Origin of the sequence: Arthrobacter sp. CG_A4 (assembly GCF_035985125.1) — a bacterium.
Lineage (GTDB): Bacteria > Actinomycetota > Actinomycetes > Actinomycetales > Micrococcaceae > Arthrobacter.
In genome coordinates, this window is record NZ_JAXCID010000006.1 from 106,712 (window position 1) to 123,665 (window position 16,954).

Annotated in this window: 17 protein-coding genes and 2 tRNA genes; 9 read left to right on the top strand and 10 right to left on the bottom strand. The window is 66.7% G+C overall.

The genetic code is table 11. The features are described 5' to 3' along the window. Window positions 1-35: 35 nt before the first annotated feature. Genes ettA through RCH07_RS04435 form a run of 3 tightly spaced genes read right to left on the bottom strand, consistent with a single transcriptional unit; the run spans window position 36 to window position 2,629 of the window. A complete protein-coding gene (gene ettA, locus RCH07_RS04430; protein ID WP_326966258.1) occupies window positions 36-1,718 on the bottom strand; it encodes an energy-dependent translational throttle protein EttA in 1,683 nt (560 codons plus the stop codon). Window positions 1,719-1,728: 10 nt separating this feature from the next. After that, window positions 1,729-2,085 carry a DUF6993 domain-containing protein gene (locus RCH07_RS19255; protein WP_442784770.1) on the bottom strand — a complete coding sequence of 119 codons (357 nt, stop codon included), beginning with the start codon at window positions 2,083-2,085 and terminating at the stop codon, window positions 1,729-1,731. After that, window positions 2,078-2,629 (bottom strand): single-stranded DNA-binding protein, encoded by a 552-nt coding sequence (locus RCH07_RS04435; protein ID WP_326966259.1) that lies wholly within the window; start codon window positions 2,627-2,629, stop codon window positions 2,078-2,080. The genes RCH07_RS19255 and RCH07_RS04435 overlap by 8 nt, the downstream gene beginning before the upstream one ends. Window positions 2,630-2,868: 239 nt before the next feature. Here RCH07_RS04435 and RCH07_RS04440 point away from each other — a divergent pair. Together RCH07_RS04440 and RCH07_RS04445 are read left to right on the top strand one after the other, a co-directional pair. Then, window positions 2,869-2,944, top strand: a tRNA-Arg gene (locus RCH07_RS04440). Between the two features lie 740 nt (window positions 2,945-3,684). Then, the gene (locus RCH07_RS04445) at window positions 3,685-4,167 is read left to right on the top strand and encodes a LapA family protein (RefSeq protein WP_326966260.1); all 483 of its coding nucleotides are present in this window, start codon (window positions 3,685-3,687) and stop codon (window positions 4,165-4,167) included. A gap of 167 nt (window positions 4,168-4,334) precedes the next feature. Here the strand turns inward: RCH07_RS04445 and map are convergent, their stop codons facing one another. Continuing rightward, a complete protein-coding gene (map, locus tag RCH07_RS04450; RefSeq protein ID WP_326966261.1) occupies window positions 4,335-5,102 on the bottom strand; it encodes a type I methionyl aminopeptidase in 768 nt (255 codons plus the stop codon). Window positions 5,103-5,164: 62 nt separating this feature from the next. Here map and RCH07_RS04455 point away from each other — a divergent pair, with 62 nt between their 5' ends. Further along, window positions 5,165-5,359 carry a DNA alkylation repair protein gene (locus RCH07_RS04455; protein ID WP_326966262.1) on the top strand — a complete coding sequence of 65 codons (195 nt, stop codon included), beginning with the start codon at window positions 5,165-5,167 and terminating at the stop codon, window positions 5,357-5,359. On the opposite strand, the gene mptB is transcribed toward RCH07_RS04455, so the two are convergent. Beyond that, window positions 5,360-6,925 (bottom strand): polyprenol phosphomannose-dependent alpha 1,6 mannosyltransferase MptB, encoded by a 1,566-nt coding sequence (gene mptB, locus RCH07_RS04460; RefSeq protein ID WP_326966263.1) that lies wholly within the window; start codon window positions 6,923-6,925, stop codon window positions 5,360-5,362. It abuts the gene before it with no gap. A 157-nt stretch (window positions 6,926-7,082) separates the two neighbouring features. On the opposite strand from mptB, the gene orn reads away from it, so the two are divergent. From orn to def, 4 genes are all read left to right on the top strand, one after another. Beyond that, window positions 7,083-7,730: an oligoribonuclease gene (gene orn / locus RCH07_RS04465; RefSeq protein ID WP_326966264.1), complete on the top strand. Its 648-nt coding sequence runs from the start codon at window positions 7,083-7,085 to the stop codon at window positions 7,728-7,730. Window positions 7,731-7,886: 156 nt separating this feature from the next. Then, window positions 7,887-7,959, top strand: a tRNA-His gene (locus tag RCH07_RS04470). 129 nt (window positions 7,960-8,088) lie between these two features. Further along, complete coding sequence (locus tag RCH07_RS04475) at window positions 8,089-9,243, top strand: acyl-CoA dehydrogenase family protein (RefSeq protein WP_326966265.1); 1,155 nt, start codon at window positions 8,089-8,091, stop codon at window positions 9,241-9,243. 43 nt (window positions 9,244-9,286) lie between these two features. Continuing rightward, the gene (def, locus tag RCH07_RS04480; protein WP_326966266.1) at window positions 9,287-9,859 is read left to right on the top strand and encodes a peptide deformylase; all 573 of its coding nucleotides are present in this window, start codon (window positions 9,287-9,289) and stop codon (window positions 9,857-9,859) included. A gap of 453 nt (window positions 9,860-10,312) precedes the next feature. Here def and RCH07_RS04485 read toward each other — a convergent pair whose 3' ends face one another. Together RCH07_RS04485 and ppk2 are read right to left on the bottom strand one after the other, a co-directional pair. Continuing rightward, a complete protein-coding gene (locus RCH07_RS04485; protein WP_326966267.1) occupies window positions 10,313-11,017 on the bottom strand; it encodes an alpha/beta fold hydrolase in 705 nt (234 codons plus the stop codon). Between the two features lie 84 nt (window positions 11,018-11,101). Beyond that, the gene (gene ppk2 / locus RCH07_RS04490; protein WP_326966268.1) at window positions 11,102-11,983 is read right to left on the bottom strand and encodes a polyphosphate kinase 2; all 882 of its coding nucleotides are present in this window, start codon (window positions 11,981-11,983) and stop codon (window positions 11,102-11,104) included. Between the two features lie 126 nt (window positions 11,984-12,109). Between ppk2 and RCH07_RS04495 the strand changes: the two genes are divergently transcribed. Next, the gene (locus RCH07_RS04495) at window positions 12,110-13,078 is read left to right on the top strand and encodes a 1-phosphofructokinase family hexose kinase (RefSeq protein ID WP_326966269.1); all 969 of its coding nucleotides are present in this window, start codon (window positions 12,110-12,112) and stop codon (window positions 13,076-13,078) included. 109 nt (window positions 13,079-13,187) lie between these two features. Here RCH07_RS04495 and RCH07_RS04500 read toward each other — a convergent pair whose 3' ends face one another. The 3 genes from RCH07_RS04500 to RCH07_RS04510 form a co-directional block, all read right to left on the bottom strand. Continuing rightward, entirely contained in the window at window positions 13,188-14,003 is an 816-nt protein-coding gene (locus RCH07_RS04500; RefSeq protein ID WP_326966270.1) for an HNH endonuclease family protein, read from the bottom strand. 202 nt (window positions 14,004-14,205) lie between these two features. Further along, window positions 14,206-14,415, bottom strand: coding sequence for a hypothetical protein (locus RCH07_RS04505; RefSeq protein ID WP_326966271.1), 210 nt, complete (start codon window positions 14,413-14,415; stop codon window positions 14,206-14,208). 97 nt (window positions 14,416-14,512) lie between these two features. Then, entirely contained in the window at window positions 14,513-16,003 is a 1,491-nt protein-coding gene (locus tag RCH07_RS04510; protein ID WP_326966272.1) for a glyceraldehyde-3-phosphate dehydrogenase, read from the bottom strand. Between the two features lie 292 nt (window positions 16,004-16,295). Here RCH07_RS04510 and RCH07_RS04515 point away from each other — a divergent pair, with 292 nt between their 5' ends. Then, the gene (locus RCH07_RS04515) at window positions 16,296-16,781 is read left to right on the top strand and encodes a hypothetical protein (protein WP_326966273.1); all 486 of its coding nucleotides are present in this window, start codon (window positions 16,296-16,298) and stop codon (window positions 16,779-16,781) included. Window positions 16,782-16,954 lie beyond the last annotated feature (173 nt).

Sequence of the window (16,954 nt, forward strand, 5' to 3'; positions counted from 1 at the left end):
TGGCTGCCGTTTTAGTCGCTGTGTTGGCGGCTGTATCAGTCGCGGGTGAGGCGGCGGTGGGTGACACGGTGCGGCTTTGCCGCATCCGGGCCCAGACGCTCAATCTTGTTTTCCTCGTAGGACTCGAAGTTGCCCTCGAACCAGTACCACTTGGAGGGGTTCTCCTCGTCGCCCTCGTAGGCCAGGATGTGCGTGGACACCCGGTCCAGGAACCACCTGTCGTGCGAGACCACGACGGCGCAGCCCGGGAATTCGAGCAGGGCGTTTTCAAGGCTGCTGAGCGTCTCGACGTCGAGGTCGTTAGTGGGCTCATCGAGGAGAAGCAGGTTGCCGCCCTGTTTCAGGGTCAGAGCCAGGTTCAGGCGGTTGCGCTCACCACCGGAGAGCACCCCGGCCTTCTTCTGCTGGTCCGGGCCCTTGAAGCCGAAGGCGGCGACGTAGGCGCGGGACGGCATTTCGACGTGGCCGACCTGGATGTAGTCGAGGCCGTCGGAGACAACCTCCCAGAGAGTCTTGTTCGGGTCGATGCCGCCGCGGCTCTGGTCCGCGTAGGAGATCTTGACGGAATCGCCGATCTTCAGCTCGCCGCCGTCGAGGGGCTCCAGCCCGACGATGGTCTTGAACAAGGTGGTCTTGCCGACGCCGTTGGGGCCGATGACGCCAACGATGCCGTTACGGGGCAGCGTGAACGACAGCCCATCGATCAGGGTGCGGTCCTCGAAGCCCTTCTGGAGGTTCTTCGCCTCCAGCACCAGGCCACCCAGGCGCGGTCCCGGCGGGATCTGGATCTCTTCGAAGTCCAGCTTGCGGGTGCGGTCCGCTTCGGCAGCCATTTCCTCGTACCGGGCCAGACGGGCCTTGGACTTGGTCTGGCGGCCCTTGGCGTTGGAACGGACCCACTCGAGTTCTTCGGTGAGGCGCTTGGCCTGCTTGGCGTCCTTCTTGCCCTGGACTTCCAGGCGGGCTCGCTTCTTCTCGAGGTAAGTGGAGTAGTTACCCTCGTACGGGTACAGGTGGCCGCGGTCCACTTCGGCGATCCACTCGGCAACGTGGTCCAGGAAGTACCGGTCGTGGGTCACGGCGAGAACGGCGCCGGGGTAGGCGGAAAGGTGCTGCTCGAGCCAGAGCACGCTCTCGGCGTCGAGGTGGTTGGTGGGCTCATCGAGGAGCAGCAGGTCCGGCTTCTGGAGCAGGAGCTTGCAGAGGGCGACGCGGCGGCGCTCACCACCGGACAGCAGCGTGACGTCGGCTTCCGGCGGCGGGCAGCGGAGGGCGTCCATGGCCTGCTCGAGCTGGGAGTCAAGATCCCAGGCATCGGCAGTGTCGATCGCTTCCTGCAGCTGACCCATTTCCTCAAGGAGGACATCGTAGTCAGCGTCGGGGCTGGCCATCTCCTCGGAGATCTCGTTGAAGCGCTGGATCTTGCCGATGATCTCGCCGACGCCTTCCTGGACATTGCCCAGGACCGTCTTCTCCTCGTTCAGCGGCGGTTCCTGCAGCAGGATGCCCACCGTGTAGCCGGGGCTGAGCCTGGCCTCGCCGTTTGAGGGAGTGTCCAATCCGGCCATGATCTTGAGAATGGTGGACTTACCGGCACCATTGGGGCCGACAACACCGATCTTGGCCCCCGGGAAGAAGGACATGCTCACGTCGTCGAGGATAAGTTTTTCGCCAACAGCCTTGCGGGCCTTGGTCATTGTGTAAATAAATTCCGCCATGCCTATAAACCTAGTGGCTCAACCGGGATAACTCACATTCAGCGGGTCCCCGTTGAGCCCACGGGGCACCCGCCGTCGTTCCGCACCGGGAGGATGACAGCACTGACGCTGCCTTGGCGGACATGGGCATTGATGCGGTTCCCGTCCGCCTGAACGCGGCTTTAGCGGCGTCGGCGGCCAGGCCAGTGGGCGTCCGGCTCGCGGTGACTTCCTCTGCGTCCGGGGAGAAACCGGCTTCGGTCACTGCGGTCCGGGTCCGCGCTGTACCCGGTACCCGGCATCCGGCATCCGGCCACGGCGCCGGCTGTCTTGTCCGGGCCCGGCACCCAGGCGAACGACGGCAGCACAGCCGCTCCGGGTCAGGCAGCGACCCCTTTCAGCTCTCCGGTTGCCTCGTCTAGCTCCTCCAACTCGCCGTTGTCGTCTTCGACGAAAACGGGAGCGGGGGTATCGCCCTCGTTGCCTTCACCCCCGGGGGCCTGCTGCCCGCCCTGGCCGCCGTCCGACCCGGAGGGAGCGTCCGCAGGCTGCCCGCCGCTGGCCACAGTGCCAATGCCGGCCGTGCGAATGAAGTTGGCGGAACCCCACATGAGGTCGTGGCCGACGGACTCGGCGTCGATTTCGGCCACGTGGTAGATCCTGCCGTCCTTCTCCCAACTCCGCATTTTCAGCCGGCCGACGACGATGACGCGCTGGCCCTTCTTGATGCTGCAGCCGATGTTTCCCGCCAGTTGCCGGTAGCCCTGGACCGTGAACCAGTTCGTGTTCCCGTCAACCCAGGAACTGGAGGCCCTGTCATATCGTCGCTCGGTTGACCCCAGGCGGAAGGACGCTGTCCCCACACCGCCGGGCGTCGTCGAACTCTTAATCTCCGAGGCAACAAAGCCACGGACCGTGATGTTGTCACTCATTCTCATGTCCTGTCTCGAAATTGATCCGCCCTAGCAGGCAATTCAAGCTTCATACCGGATCCAGCCGACGGCGAGAGAAGAGATGCGGTATGTGGAAAACCTGGGCCGGAGATACCTGTTGAGGAGCAGACGGTGCAGCCCGTCCTGCGGCACACCGACGCTCGGATCACGGGGGCACGCAACGCACGGTAAACTTTTGGAGGCGACCCCCGGCAGCAGCCGGACGGCACGCCGAAAGTGCCCCAGTAGCTCAGGGGATAGAGCAGCGGCCTTCTAATCCGCCGGTCGGGGGTTCGATTCCCTCCTGGGGCACCAGAACGCGGCTCTGGCCTGCCGGAACCTTCCGCAGGCCAGGGCCGCGGATCCCCACGGAAATGACGCCGCGCACCGGCCGGTCGGATGAACTTGTTGTGCCTGAAGGCCCAGAAGAGCCAGGCCCGCGCCCACCATCAGCCCTAAGCCTTGATCCACCGTTCTGCCGGGGTGTTTGATGTGAATCCGGTTTCTGCGGGTTGCGGGCATAGCCGGGCTCGGTCACCAGCCGCATTTCGTCCTTCTGCCGCTGCTCAGCGAGCGCCGGGTTTACCGCCAGCGCATTCTGCAGCAGGGCTCGGAAGACCGTGATCCGTTCACTCAGCCGCAGCACGTGGCCCAGAACACCCTGGACCTGGTCCTGCGGTCCCGGGCCGTTATTGCGGTCCGGCGGCTCAATCATCAGAGACCGTAGAATCGCGACCAGCGGCGCCGGATCCGCGGTGCGGCGTCCGTCCCCGCAGACGGCGTTGTCAACGATGACCACGGCGGGCCTCGGGGCAACGGTGGCGGCATCGGGGCATCCGGGTTTCCGGGTTTCCAGAGCGTCGATGGGGGCGCCGGTGTAAGTTGGCCGTCAACCGTCATTTTTCAAGGACGGTGAAGGGAACCCCCGCGGGGCCGCAGCGCGCCGTCCTCCCGCTCACCCATTTCCGCTATCGGCACGCCTACGATTGAGCGGAAAGGCAGGGCTACCCGGGAGTGCCGGTGCGTTCTGCCCCCAACGGAAAGGTATGGCCGCCATGACCCAAACCCCTAGCGGATTCGAGCCGACAGACCCGGCCGCTGCCCGGCAACCCGGAACCCCTGACGCCCTGTCCGGATATGCCGGGGATGACTCGACCGCCGCGACCCGCAGCGGCGTAGAGGCGGTCCCCGACACGGAACCGGCAGCGGTAGAGGCGCCGCGCCCCGCCGCAGACAAGGCGGAGCCCGCAGCCGGCCCCGGACCGGAGCCACGCCAGGTCACCCGCGCGGGAATGGTCTGGGCCGCTGTGGCCAGCGCCCTCGTGGTCCTGATACTGCTCATCGCGTTCATCCTGCAGAACCAGGATTACGTCCAGGTGAAGTTCTTTGGCCTGCAGGGTGCCGTCCCGCTCGGCATCGCCCTCTTCATCGCGGCCGTCGGCGGCGGGGTGCTCGTCGCCATCGCCGGCGCCGCCCGCATCATCCAGCTCCGGATCGCGGCCCACCGCCAGCGGGTCCGGGCAACCGGACGACGCTGACCCGACACCCTCTCCCTGGGCCCGTAAACATCGCTGGGCTGACGAGCGGTTCCGCGGGAACCATCACTGCCATAAAGTTCGACGGCGGCGCGCCGGCTCCCGGCGCGATCGCCCTCCGCGGCTGGCAGCCCGTCATAGCTCCGCGGGGTAAGCCTTCCGGCCTGCCCCTACGGCAGCGTCAGAATAACCGGCCCGTCCGCCGTGATGGCCACAGTGTGCTCGCTGTGGGCAGCGCGGCGGCCGTTTGCCGAGCGGAGGGTCCATTCGTCGTCGTCGTGGAAGTAGTCCTCCTTGCCGCCCAGGATCAGCATCGGCTCGATGGCAATGACCAGCCCTGCGGTCAGCTTGATGCCCCGGCCGGGCCTGCCGTCATTGGGAACGTGCGGCTCGGCGTGCATGGTCCTGCCGATCCCGTGACCGCCGTGGTCCGCCAGCAGGCCGTAGCCGGCGCTGCGAGACGCCCCGCCGATCGAGTAGCCCAGATCCCCCATCTTGTTCCCCGTCCGGGCGGACTCAACGCCACGGGCCAGCGCGGCATCGGTGGCGTCGATCAGGGCCTGGTCCACGGGGTCCGCCGTTCCCACGATGAAGCTGATGGCCGCGTCCCCGCACCAGCCTTCGAGGAACGCGCCGCAGTCCACGCTGAGCAGGTCGCCGTCCCGGAGCCGGTAGTCGTTGGGGATACCGTGCACCACGGCATCGTTCACGCTCGTGCAGATCACACCGGGGAACGGAACGGAGGCCCAGCGCGGCGTGTAGCCCAGGAAGGCCGGCGTGGCTCCGGCGCCGGCGATGGTCGCCGCGGCCAGCTCGTCAAGTTCCTTCAGCGAGACCCCGACGGCGGCCGACTCCCTGACCTTCGCCAGCGTGTTCGCCACCACCCGGCCGGCCTCGCGCATCAGGGCAATCTCGGCTGGACTCTTGATCATCGACATGGCCTCAACTGTAGGCCCGGCCCGCACCGCGGCTGAAGTCACCCGTGGCTAAGAGTTGCCTGGTGGCCAGCGTTGGCCCATGGCCGCAAACAGCGTTTCGCACCCGCTGTGCGCGCTGCCGCAGGCGCACCTTCATCCGGAAGGCGAACCGCTGGTCATTGCGTGATTACTCCGCCACGGATCCGGGCTGGGTCCTGGACTTCTCCCAGCGGTGCGGACCACGGCCCGTTCTCCCGCAGGGAAGCGCTCCGGAATGATCAGATCACCGGCCGCGTGGTGACCGGTTCCTCCGCCTTGCTGAACAGGAGCTTCGTCTTCGGGTCGAGGAAGATCAGGTAGAGGGCAAAGAGCAGGGCAATGATAGCCGCGGCGTTCCGTGCCAGGGCGAGGGCCAGTCCGAGGTCAGCGGTCTGCAGGTAAGGGAAGACTTCCAGCTGGTCCGAGATGGCGTACACCATAAAGAAGGACACGATGAAGTAGAGCGCTTTGACCTGCCAGTCGTCGCGGATGCCTGTGACGGCAAAGAGCGGAATGAGCCAGACAACGTACCAGGACTGGATCATCGGGGCCAGGACGACGATCGCCGCGAACGCCAGCGTGAGGCGGCGCATGAGCCGGTCGTAATCGCCGCGGAAGATCTGCCAGGCGACCATCCCGAGCGCCAGCAGCTTGCCGGCGTCGTACACCCACTTGGCCATCCCCCAGCCATCGAGTCCGAAGGCGTTGAAGAGGGAAGCGACGACCAGTCCGAGCAGGCCGATCGGGGCGTACCAGATCCAGATGCTGCCCGGGGCGGACAGGCCGTTGATCCAGCCGAAGCCGAATCCGTTGACCAGGCTCATGGCATAGAGGATCGCCAGGCTAAGGCCGGCCGTGAGACCCCAGAACACAAACTTCCGGGGCCAGCCGGCGTTCCTGCCGGCCCAGAGCAGGCCGATGAACGGGAGGAAGACGATGGTAATGGGCTTGACCGAGATGGAAAGCGTCACCAGCACGATGCCGAGGATGACGCGCCGGGTCGCGCAGTAGTACAGGCCTGCGAGTGCCAGCCCGATCATCAGGGCGTCGTTGTGGACGCTGGCGATGAAGTTGGTGAGGAAGAGCGGGTTGGCGGCGGTCAGCCACAGGGCGCGGTGCGGGTTGACGCCATGGAGCTCGGCGAGCCGGGGCACGTAAATCACGCAAAGCGCGATGCCGGCCAGCGCGGCCAGCCGGAAAAGCATAATGCTGGCTTCCGGGTGCACATTGGTGGACCAGACCACCAGCTGCTCGATCCAGAGGAAAAGCTGCCCGTACGGGACGGGAGCCTCCGTCCACATCTTGTCGGCGCCGAGCTGGAAGTAGTTGGACAGCGCGGAGATGCCGTTTTCGTAGGGGTTGAAGCCCTCCACCATCAGGCGGCCCTGCCCGATGTAGGCATAGACGTCCCGGCTGAACAGCGGGACGGAGAACATCAGCGGAAGGCCCCAGAGGACGAGTGCCTGAAGCGTTGCCTTGCGGGCTTCCGGTCCCCAGACGCGAACGCGCTGTCCGAGCCGCAGCCACGCGCGGACCAGCAGCATCCCGCCGACGGCCAGGAGAACAATGCACAGTGCGACGCCGAGGGCTTCGGTGCGCATCCAGATGAACAGCGGCACCCGGCGGAGCTCGGAGGCCGGCGCAAGCCAGCCCACGCCGAGCGAACCGATCGCCATGAACAAGGATCCGATGAAACCGGCCAGGAGCGGGGAACGGGCGTTGTCCACATCGGCTGCAGCTGCCGTTTGGGCGGTGCGGGACGGACCGGCGGCCGTTTTCCCCGCCACAGGCACAGGCGCCGTCATCTCAGGATCGTCCAATCTGTTGTGGGGCTCACGTCCGCCCTCAGCCAACCGCTGGAACAGGCCCGGGCGCGCCGCGATGACGAAAAGTTTCGACGGCCGCGTACCCGAAATCCTAACACCGGACGGTTCAGCGGCGACGGAACGGTAGGCTGGGCGCGTGCCTATATCTAATGAACGCATCGTCTGGATCGACTGCGAAATGACCGGCCTGGACACCACGAACGACGCCCTCATCGAGGTGGCCGCCCTGGTGACGGATTCCGAGCTCAATGTCCTCGGCGACGGCGTCGACGTCGTCATCAGGCCGGACGACGCCGCACTGGCACAGATGGGCGACTTCGTCCGGGACATGCACACCCGTTCCGGCCTGCTGGCGGAACTCCCCCACGGCAAGACCATGGCGGAGGCCCAAACAATCGTCCTGGACTACATCAAGAAATGGGTGCCGGAGCCCAGGAAGGCCCCGCTGGGCGGCAACTCGGTGGGAACCGACCGCGTCTTTCTGGTCCGCGACATGCCGGAGCTTGTGGAGCACCTGCACTACCGGGTCATTGATGTGAGCACCATCAAGGAGCTCTCCCGCCGCTGGTACGCGCGGGCCTACTTCCAGTCCCCCGCCAAGCTCGGCGGCCACCGGGCGCTCGGCGACATCCAGGACTCCATCGACGAACTGCGCTACTACCGCGAGGCCGTCTTTGTCCCCGCGCCGGGACCGGATAGCGCCACCGCTCAGCGGATCGCCAGGACGGTCATGGGCAAGGAAGCGGCCTCCTCCGAAGCGTCGTCCGCGACGCTGGCAAACTAGCTCGCCGGGTAGCTGTCCGGAGTAATCTGCGCCACCTTCAGAGAAAAATTCAGTGAAAATCGGAAAAGTGGCAAAACCGGCCCCGAACAGCAGGTAAGCTGTTTGTCGTTGCCTTTTCAGCCAGCCGGTCCGCCGGTGGGCGTGGCCGGGCACGTGGTGGGCGTAGCTCAGTTGGCAGAGCGCCTGGTTGTGGTCCAGGAGGTCGCGGGTTCAATCCCCGTCGCTCACCCTCATCAAGGACGGCAGTAATTGCCCGACCTTAGACGAAGGCCGTACCGGAAATCCGGTGCGGCCTTTGTTGTCTGTGCAGGTGTCTGGCAGTCGCCCGCCCATGGAACCGTCACCGGAAGGAAACGCAATGAAGCGCACGCTCTTTGAAGAAGACCATGGGATGTTCCGTGAAATGGCCACCGAGTTCAATGCACGCGCCGTTGCCCCGCACTACGCCCAGTGGGACAGTGACCACATAATGTCCCGGGAACTCTGGACGGCGGCCGGCGGACAGGGCCTGCTGGGCCTCGCGGTCCCCGAAGAGTTCGGCGGCCTGGGCATGGACGACTACCGCTTCCGCGCTGTGCTGGACGAGGAATTCGCCAAGAGCAACCACCTCGCCGTGGGCCTGGCCTTCCACCTGCACGATGACATGGTCCTCCCCCACCTGCTGGCCTATGGCTCGGACGCGCTCAAGGGCCGCTGGCTGCCCGGCATGGTCTCCGGCGAAATCGTCACCTCGATCGCCTGGACCGAACCCGGCGCCGGCTCGGACCTGCGCGGTATCCGGACCAAGGCCGTGCGCGACGGCGGCGACTGGCTGATCAGCGGTCAGAAGACCTTCATCGGCAACGGGGTCTCCGGCGACGCCTCCCTGGTCCTGGCCCGGACCGATGGCGGCACCGGCCGTGGCAACCGAGACTCCTTCTCCCTGTTCATGGTGGGTAAGGGCGAGGGCTACAACACCGGGAAGCAGCTGGACAAGATGGGCCTGAAGGCTTCCGACACCGCGGAGCTGTTCTTCGACAACGTCCGGGTGCCGCACGCAGACCTGGTGGGTGCGGAAGGCAAGGGGCTGCAGTATGCGGCCGAACAGCTCCCGCAGGGCCGGCTGGCGATCGCCGTGGCGAGCTCCGCCGTCGTCCGCGCCGTTTACGAGGCGACCGTCCGCTACACGAAGGAACGAAACGCCTTCGGCGAACGGATCATCGACTTCCAGAACAGCCGATTTGAACTCGCCGACATCCTCACCGAGGTCGAGGTCACCGAAACCTATGTGGACCGGGCCATCCTTGCCTTCAACGCCGGCGAGCTCGACGCCGCGTCCGCCGCCCGGGCGAAGCTGTGGGCGTCCGAGCGCGCCAAGTCCGTCACGGACCGCTGCCTGCAGCTGCACGGCGGCTACGGCTACATCCTGGAGTACCCGGTGGCGCAGGCCTACCTGGCTGCCCGGCTGCTGACCATCTTCGGCGGCACCAACGAAATCATGCGCGACGTCGTCGGCCGCACCATCGCCGGCTGAGCGCCCGCAACCCGCCAGCAACTACCAGAGGAACTTTCCTGACATGACCGTCCTTCCCATCACGATCTGGGGCGAGCCCGTGCTGCACCGCCGGGCCGCGGTAGTCGACGCCTTCGACGACGGACTCCGGACCCTGATCGCCGACATGTTCGAAACCAACGACGCCGCCAACGGCGTGGGCCTGGCTGCACCCCAGGTCGGGGTGGGTAGACGGCTTTTCATCTACAGGTACGACAACGACGACGGCGCCCCGCCGACCGGCGCCGTCGTCAACCCGGTGCTGACCCTGTCCAAAATTTCCGGCGCACTGCCGGATCCGGATGAGGACGAGGAAGGCTGCCTGTCTTTCCCGGGCGGGCAGTATCCGCTCAAGCGCGCCGACTGGGCGCGCGTTCAGGGCTTCGACGGCGACGGCAAACCGGTGGACTTCGAGGCGACGGGCTGGTTCGCGAGGGTGATTCAGCACGAATTCGACCACCTCGACGGCAAGCTCTACGTCAACCGGCTGACGGGCCGCGACTCCCGCAAGGCAATGAAGCAGGCCAAGCAGAGCGGCTGGGGCGTGCCCGGGCTCACCTGGCTGCCGGGTGTGGATCCGGACCCGTTCGGGCACTAGTCGGCATTTTCGTCAGTTCGTCGGGGGTCTTGGACCGGGGGCTGGGAGGGCACTGCTCAGGGACATGCCCCGCGCCGGGGTGCGCGGATGGACATAGTGTTATTCTGCACAGTTGCGGGTGCGAAGAATGGGCATGTCCCGCGGGACTGGACACCGGCCCGAAGGGACATGCCCCGCGCCGGGGCCGGCGGATGGACATAGTGTCATTCTGTCCAGTTCCGGGCGCGAAGAATGGACATGTCCCGCTGGACTGGACACCGGCCCGAAGGGACATGCCCCGCGCCCGGGCCGGCAGATGGGCATAGAGTCGTTGTGCCCAGTTCCGGGCGCGAAGAATGGGCATGTCCCCCCCCCGGCGCGAAAAAGTCCTGTCGCTGCCTGAACCCCCGACGAACCAGGGAAAATGCCCATTAGGCGTCCTGCGTCGCCAGGATCCCAGCCCTGCGGCCTTCCTCAGGAAGCGCGGCCGACGGCGGCGAGGAGGGCTGCGCCGAGTTCGGCCGGCCTGGTGAACTGGGGCCAGTGCCCGGTGGGCAGGTCCACATAGTCGACCTCGCGGATCCGCCCGAGCTCCGCCACGAACGGGTGGCCTGCCCCGATCATTTCGATGAGCATGGAGGACGGGAACTCGCAGGCAATGACGGTCGCCGGGACGTCGTAGCGGCGCTCGTCGTGCAGCCGCTGCCGGTCCTGGGCCACGCCCTTCGGCTGCGGGATAGCGCGGGCCCGGAACATGGACTTCAGGTGATCGTCCAGGTCCGTGAGGTCTGCGTCCTCAAAAAGTTCCCACGACGGAAGCGGCACGTCGTCGCCGTCGTCCGGTAGTTCGTCATTGATGACGCCGCCGTCGGCGAGGGGACCGCTGTCCACATAGATTGCCCGGGCCACCCGGTCCGGACGGGCATCGACGGCGCCGTGGATGATGGCACCTCCGCCCGAGTGGCCCACCAGCACCACGGGGGCGTCGATTGCATCAATCTGCGCCACGACGGCGTCGATGTGGGTGCGCAGTCCGATCCCGGCCCGCGGCGCGTCGGCAGCTTCCAGCCCTGGCAGCGTGAGCGGGTGGACGCGGTGCCCGGCCGCGGCCAGCGGAGGCGTCACCTCCGACCACGATGAGGCGTCCAACCAGAATCCGGGTACGAGGATAATGTCCATGCCGGTACCCTACCTGACCCGGCGGGCCGGCGGCACCGGGCGGCGGCACCCGGCCGGCGGAGATTGCCGGGGTGCGCGGCGGCGCTAGCCCGATTCCGGCCTTTCGAGGCCTGCCGCATGGTCCGGGACGTAGCGGAAGAGCTCCCGCGGCGGGCGGATGTAGTTGACGGCCTTGGGTCGTTCCGGAAGTGTGACCGGCTCCGTCCGCACTTCGGTGTAATCGACGTTAGAGAGCAGGTGGGCAATCAGGTTGATCCGGGCCCGTCGCTTATCCTCCGCTTCGACCACATACCAGGGTGATTCCGCGGTGTCCGTCTGCATGAACATCTCATCCTTGGCCCGCGAGTAGTCTTCCCAGCGCAGGATCGATTCCCGGTCCATCGGCGATAGCTTCCACTGCCGCATCGGGTCATCCAGCCGGGACCTGAACCGGCGCTCCTGCTCCGCGTGGCTGATCGAAAACCAGTATTTGAACAGCAAAATACCGTCCTGGATCAGCAGGCGTTCAAAGACCGGGCACTGTGCCATGAAGCGCTTGTGTTCCGCGGGGGTGCAGAAGCCCATCACATGTTCGACGCCGGCCCGGTTATACCAGGATCGGTCCATCAGGACTATTTCCCCGGCCGCCGGCAGGTGCGCCACGTAGCGCTGGAAGTACCATTCGCCCCGCTGCCTGTCCGTCGGCGACGGCAGCGCCACGACCCGGGCAAAACGGGGGTTCAGGTACTCCGTGACCCGTTTGATGGCGCTCCCCTTGCCGGCGGCGTCGCGGCCTTCAAAAATCACCAGTACCCGCGCTCCGGTGCTGCGGACCCATTCCTGCAGCGCCACCAGCTCGGCCTGGAGGCGGACCAGCTCGGCCTCGTAAACGCTGAGCTTGAGCCGGGGCGGTCGCTTCGCCGCGCGTTTGGATTTCCCCTGTGGACTGGCGTTTCCCTTGCCTGAGCCGCCCCTGCGATGTGCCATGCTTCCCGTTCCAGTCCGTTCCGGCGTGGCGAAATTCGCCGCCGGGCCCAATTCTCGCCCAGCAGCCGCACACCCACAAGAGGATACTGTCACCGAATGGCCGCATCCGTCTCCTATGCTTGGCCCATGGAAGCCTCAGCACCGACGGCGATGCAGCCCATCCTCACTCTCACCGTGAACCCCGCCCTGGACATCAGCACGTCAACCGGGAAGGTCACCAGCGGCCACAAGCTGCGCTGCAGCAGCAGCCGCCTCGATCCGGGGGGCGGTGGGGTGAACGTGGCCCGGGTGGTGCAGCGGCTCGGAGGCCGGACCCTGGCGGTGTACACCGCTGGCGGACCCACCGGGGAAGCCTATCGGCGGCTGATAGAAGCCGAACGAATCCCCACCCTTGTAGTGCCGATCCAGGGGAGTACCCGCGAGGACTTCACCGTCGATGAGACGGCGACGGGCAAGCAGTTTAGGTTCGTACTCCAGGGCCCCGAGTTGAGTGAGCCCGAGTGGCGTCTGTGCCTGGCCGTGGTGGCGGATTCGATTCCGGTGGGCGGCTATGTAGTTGCCAGTGGCAGTCTTCCGCCGGGGGTTCCCGAGGACTTCTACGCCCGGGTGGCCCGGCTGGCACGGCTGCAGAACGCCCGCTGCATCGTGGATACTTCCGGGCCGGCGTTGTCCGAGGCCCTCGCCGAGGGTGTCTTCCTGGTCAAGCCGAGCCGCCGGGAACTGGGACTGCATGTCGGTGCGACGCTGGATAGCACCGAGCACCAGGTCGAGGCGGCCGCGGCACTGGTGGCCGAGGGCTCCGCGGAACACGTCGCCCTGACGCTCGGTGGCGAGGGAGCGGTACTCGCCTCCAAGTCCGGGGTTCTCCGTCTGGCGGTGCCGAAGGTGCAGGTGCGGAGCACCGTCGGAGCAGGGGACAGTTTCCTGGCTGCCTTTGTCCTCCGGCTGGCGCAGGGGCGCACCCTCGAGACGGCGTTCCGGGCCGCCGTCGCCGCGGGCAGCGCGACGGTGACCACCCCTGCCACGGAGCTGTGCGGACGGGCAGATGTAGAGCGGCTGGAAGCCGAACTATCCGCCCAGCCGTTCCCGGTGTAGCCACCCGCCATGAAGCGGAAACTGGCAGGCCTGGTGGAACTGGGCTGGACCCGTGTGGTCGGCAGCGAGGCCTGCGGCGGCCCGGCAACGGCCGGCCCTGTCAGGCTCGTCATCTCGGCGGACCGGTGAGTTGTGGAACGATTGTCTGCTGCCCCGGGCAGGACCCAAGAATCCGCTTCATCGCATCCTTCTCCGCCGGCGTCACCCACAGCAGATAGGCAGCCTTGACCGAAATCTGCCGGGCGACATAGTGGCAGCGGAAAGCCTTGTTAGGCGGCAGCCACGTGGCGGCGTCGGATGCGCTTTTGTCCTGGTTGGCGGGGCCGTCAGCGGCGATGAGGTTCAGCGGGTCGTTGGCGAAGTACTCGCGCTGCTGCGCGGTCAGCTGCTGGGCGCCCTTTTGCCAGGCGTCGCCGAGCGCCACAACATGGTCGATCTGCACGGCCTTGCTGCTCTCGGATCCCCGGCGGAAGGCTGTCGGGTGACCGGTATAAGGTTCCTGGAACGTGCCGGCACCTACCCGGCAACGGGAGCCTTCCATGAATTGTGCGTTTCCCAGGTCGCGGCGGAGGATGTCGTTGCGGGTATCGCAGCCGTTGCGGTCCACGTCCAGCCAGGCCTGGCCGAAGGCGGCCCGGTCGTAGTTGTCCCTGGCCGCGCGGCCCTTGACCGGAAGGGAATCCAACGCGGCGGCAGCGGTCCCCGGCGGAACCGGACGGGGAGCGGGCACGGCCTTCATCCAGCCCGGAGCGAGGACGGGAGCCTCCCGGGGGCCGGTTGACCGCGGTTCCGCGGCGGCGAACTGGCCTGCCGTGAAGATCCAGCCCAGTCCCCCGACGACGGCGAGGCCAGCCAGTGCTACCAGGGCCCACGCCTGGCGGGAGCGGCGTCGGGCCCGGCGGAACCCCGCCCAGGTGACGGTCATGGCGGGCCTGACTTCATGGCGGGCCGGAGTTCATGGCGGGCCAAGGCTCATGGCGGGCCAACGGGGACGATTTTCCTGCACGGCAAGAGCGTAACTCAGGGCTCCGACGCCGACGTCTTTGTCCACAGTGTGGAGGACAGGTGGCAGCCTGCCGCGCCGGGACTGCCGCCAGAGCTGCCGCGCCGGGACTGCCATCGCGGTGCTACTGCTCCTTGATCACCCGCCGGAGATCCTCGTCAGCCAGGGCCATCAGCCCTTCGAGCTGTTGGACCCGGGCGTCGTCAACCTCGCCGACCACACGCTTGGCGCGTGCATCGTCGAGAAGCCGCTTGGCCTCCTTGACGTTCTGCCGCGCGATGTCCAGCGCGTGTTCCAGGGTGGTTTCGTGCTCCACAGCCGAGTTTTGTTCCATGGCACCATTGTGCTGCCCTTTCCCGGCCGATTCCAGAGGAGCGGCCGGGAAAGATGGATACGTCCGGGTCAGGAGACGCGGTGTGAAGCTTCCGCGATCAGACCTCGACGGGCAGTCCGGCAGCCTCGAGGATCGAGGCGGCGTCCTTGTCGGGGAAGGACGGCGGGTTCACACCGGCCATTTCCTCCATAACGCGGACCACCTGGCAGCTGTAACCGAACTCGTTGTCGTACCAGACGTACAGGACGAGGTTCTTCTCGTTGGAGATGGTGGCCAGGCCGTCGACGATGCCTGCCCGGCGGGAGCCGACGAAGTCGGTGGAGACAACCTCGGGCGAATCGATGTAATCAATCTGCTTGCGCAGCTCCGAATGCAGCGACATTTCCCGCAGGTAGTCGTTGACCTCGTCCTTGCTGGTGCCGTTTTCCAGGCTCAGGTTCAGGATGGCCAGGGACACATCCGGGGTGGGGACGCGGATGGAGCTGCCCGTGAGTTTGCCCAGGAGCTCCGGCAGGGCCTTGGCCACGGCCTTTGCGGCGCCGGTCTCGGTGATGACCATGTTCAGCGCGGCCGATCGCCCGCGGCGGTCGCCCTTGTGGAAGTTGTCGATCAGGTTCTGGTCGTTGGTGAAGGAGTGGACCGTCTCGACGTGGCCGTGCACCACGCCGTAGCGGTCGTTGATGGCCTTAAGTACCGGCGTGATGGCGTTGGTGGTGCAGGACGCGGCAGAGACGATCGCATCCGAGTCGGCGATCGAGCCGTGGTTGATGCCGTGCACGATGTTCTTGAGGTCACCCTTGCCCGGGGCGGTGAGCAGCACCCGGGAGACGCCCTTGCTCTGCAGATGCTGGGACAGGCCCTCGGCGTCGCGCCAGCGTCCCGTGTTGTCGACGACCAGCGCGTCGTGGATGCCGTAGGCGGCGTAGTCCACCGTGGCGGGGTTGTCCGAGTAGATGACCTGGATCTGGACGCCGTTGGCAGTGATCGTGTCGTTCCCGAGGTCCACCTTGATGGTGCCCTCGAAGGAACCGTGTACGGAGTCGCGGCGCAGCAGGCTGGCGCGCTTGGCCAGGTCGTTGTCCGAACCGCGGCGCACCACGATCGCGCGCAGGCGCAAACCGTGGCCGCCGCCGGCCTTCTCGATCAGGAGGCGGGCCAGGAGCCGGCCGATGCGGCCGAAACCGTAGAGGACGACGTCGGTGCTGGTGCGGTTGTCGCCGCCACGCCTGCCGACGACCTCGGCGAGTTCCCCGCGGAGGAATTCATCGAGGCTGGCACCGTTGGCCTCGGCCCGGTACTTCTCGGTGAGGCGGGCAATGTCGATGGCAGCCGCGCCCAGGTCCAGCTTGGTCAGGGCGTCCAGCAGCGGGGCGGTCTCTTCAAGCCGCAGTTCTTCCTTGCTCATCCGGCGGGCAAACCGGTGCGCCTTCAGGATGTTCATGGTGGACTTGTTGATCAGGCTGCGCCCGTGGATGGACGTCACCACGTTGTTCTCACGGTACAGCCGGCCGATCACCGGGATCATGGCCTCGGCCAGCGCCTCGCGGCCCATCCACGTATCAAGACAAGAATCTGATGTCTGGCTCACAGAACTACCTTCCTAAAATCCACCACATACGTCCGCGTATATGGAAGTCGGCCGCCGGAGGGTGTCCGGAACCTGGGCGCCGGCGGGGATTCGGTCCACCCCGGGCGCCTGCATGGACCGCAAAGAAAAAGCCACCGGCTGCGAACGCAGACCCGACGGCAGAACTTCTACGTTCACCGTCCATTCTAGGGCGGCACGACGGCGGCCCGCGTCGCGTAACGCGTGAAATGTCTCACACGGGCTCAGGGATGCGGAAATCATCCGGCCTAAGGTGCCGTAATAGGGTGGAGCCATGTCAACCGTGTTCGTTCTGGCCCTTGCCGGCGTTGCCCTTGCCCTGCTGTTGCTCCGTCTGGCAGTGCCCGGCCTCCCGCCAACGAGGTTCACACGCAGGCTGTCGGCCCTGGACCTGGCGGCGACAGTGGCCGGCGCCCTGGGACTGGTTCTGCACTGCACCTCGATGTTCTTTCCCCAGGCTGTGGCCGCGATACCGGGCACGGAGGGCGTTGTCGACCAGATCAACTCTTTGGGAACGGCCAGCAAGATCTGGTACGCAATACCTGCCCTGTTGGTTCTGGCGGGACTGCGTCGGCAGCATCTGGCGGCGCTGGCGCTCTTGGCCGCCTCTCTGCTGGCTGTTGGCATCACCATGTATAACGGCAGCGCACAGTCCGTCCACGTGGTCACCATCTTCGCCGCGGGCGTGATGCTTGCCGCTACCGTCTTTCTCCTGGCCACCCCGCCCTGGCAGCAGGAGCCCGCCACAGCACGCAGCTGACGCAGCTGAGGCCGCCGGGGGCCCGGGACACGGCCACGGAAAAGTGGGGGGGGGGGGGGGGGGGGGGGGGGGGGGGGGGGGGCGGGGGGGGCGGGGGGGGGGGGGGGGGGGTGTGGGGGGGGGGGGGGGGGGGCCCCCCCCCCCCCCCCCCGCCGGCCGGCGCCCCCTCGCAG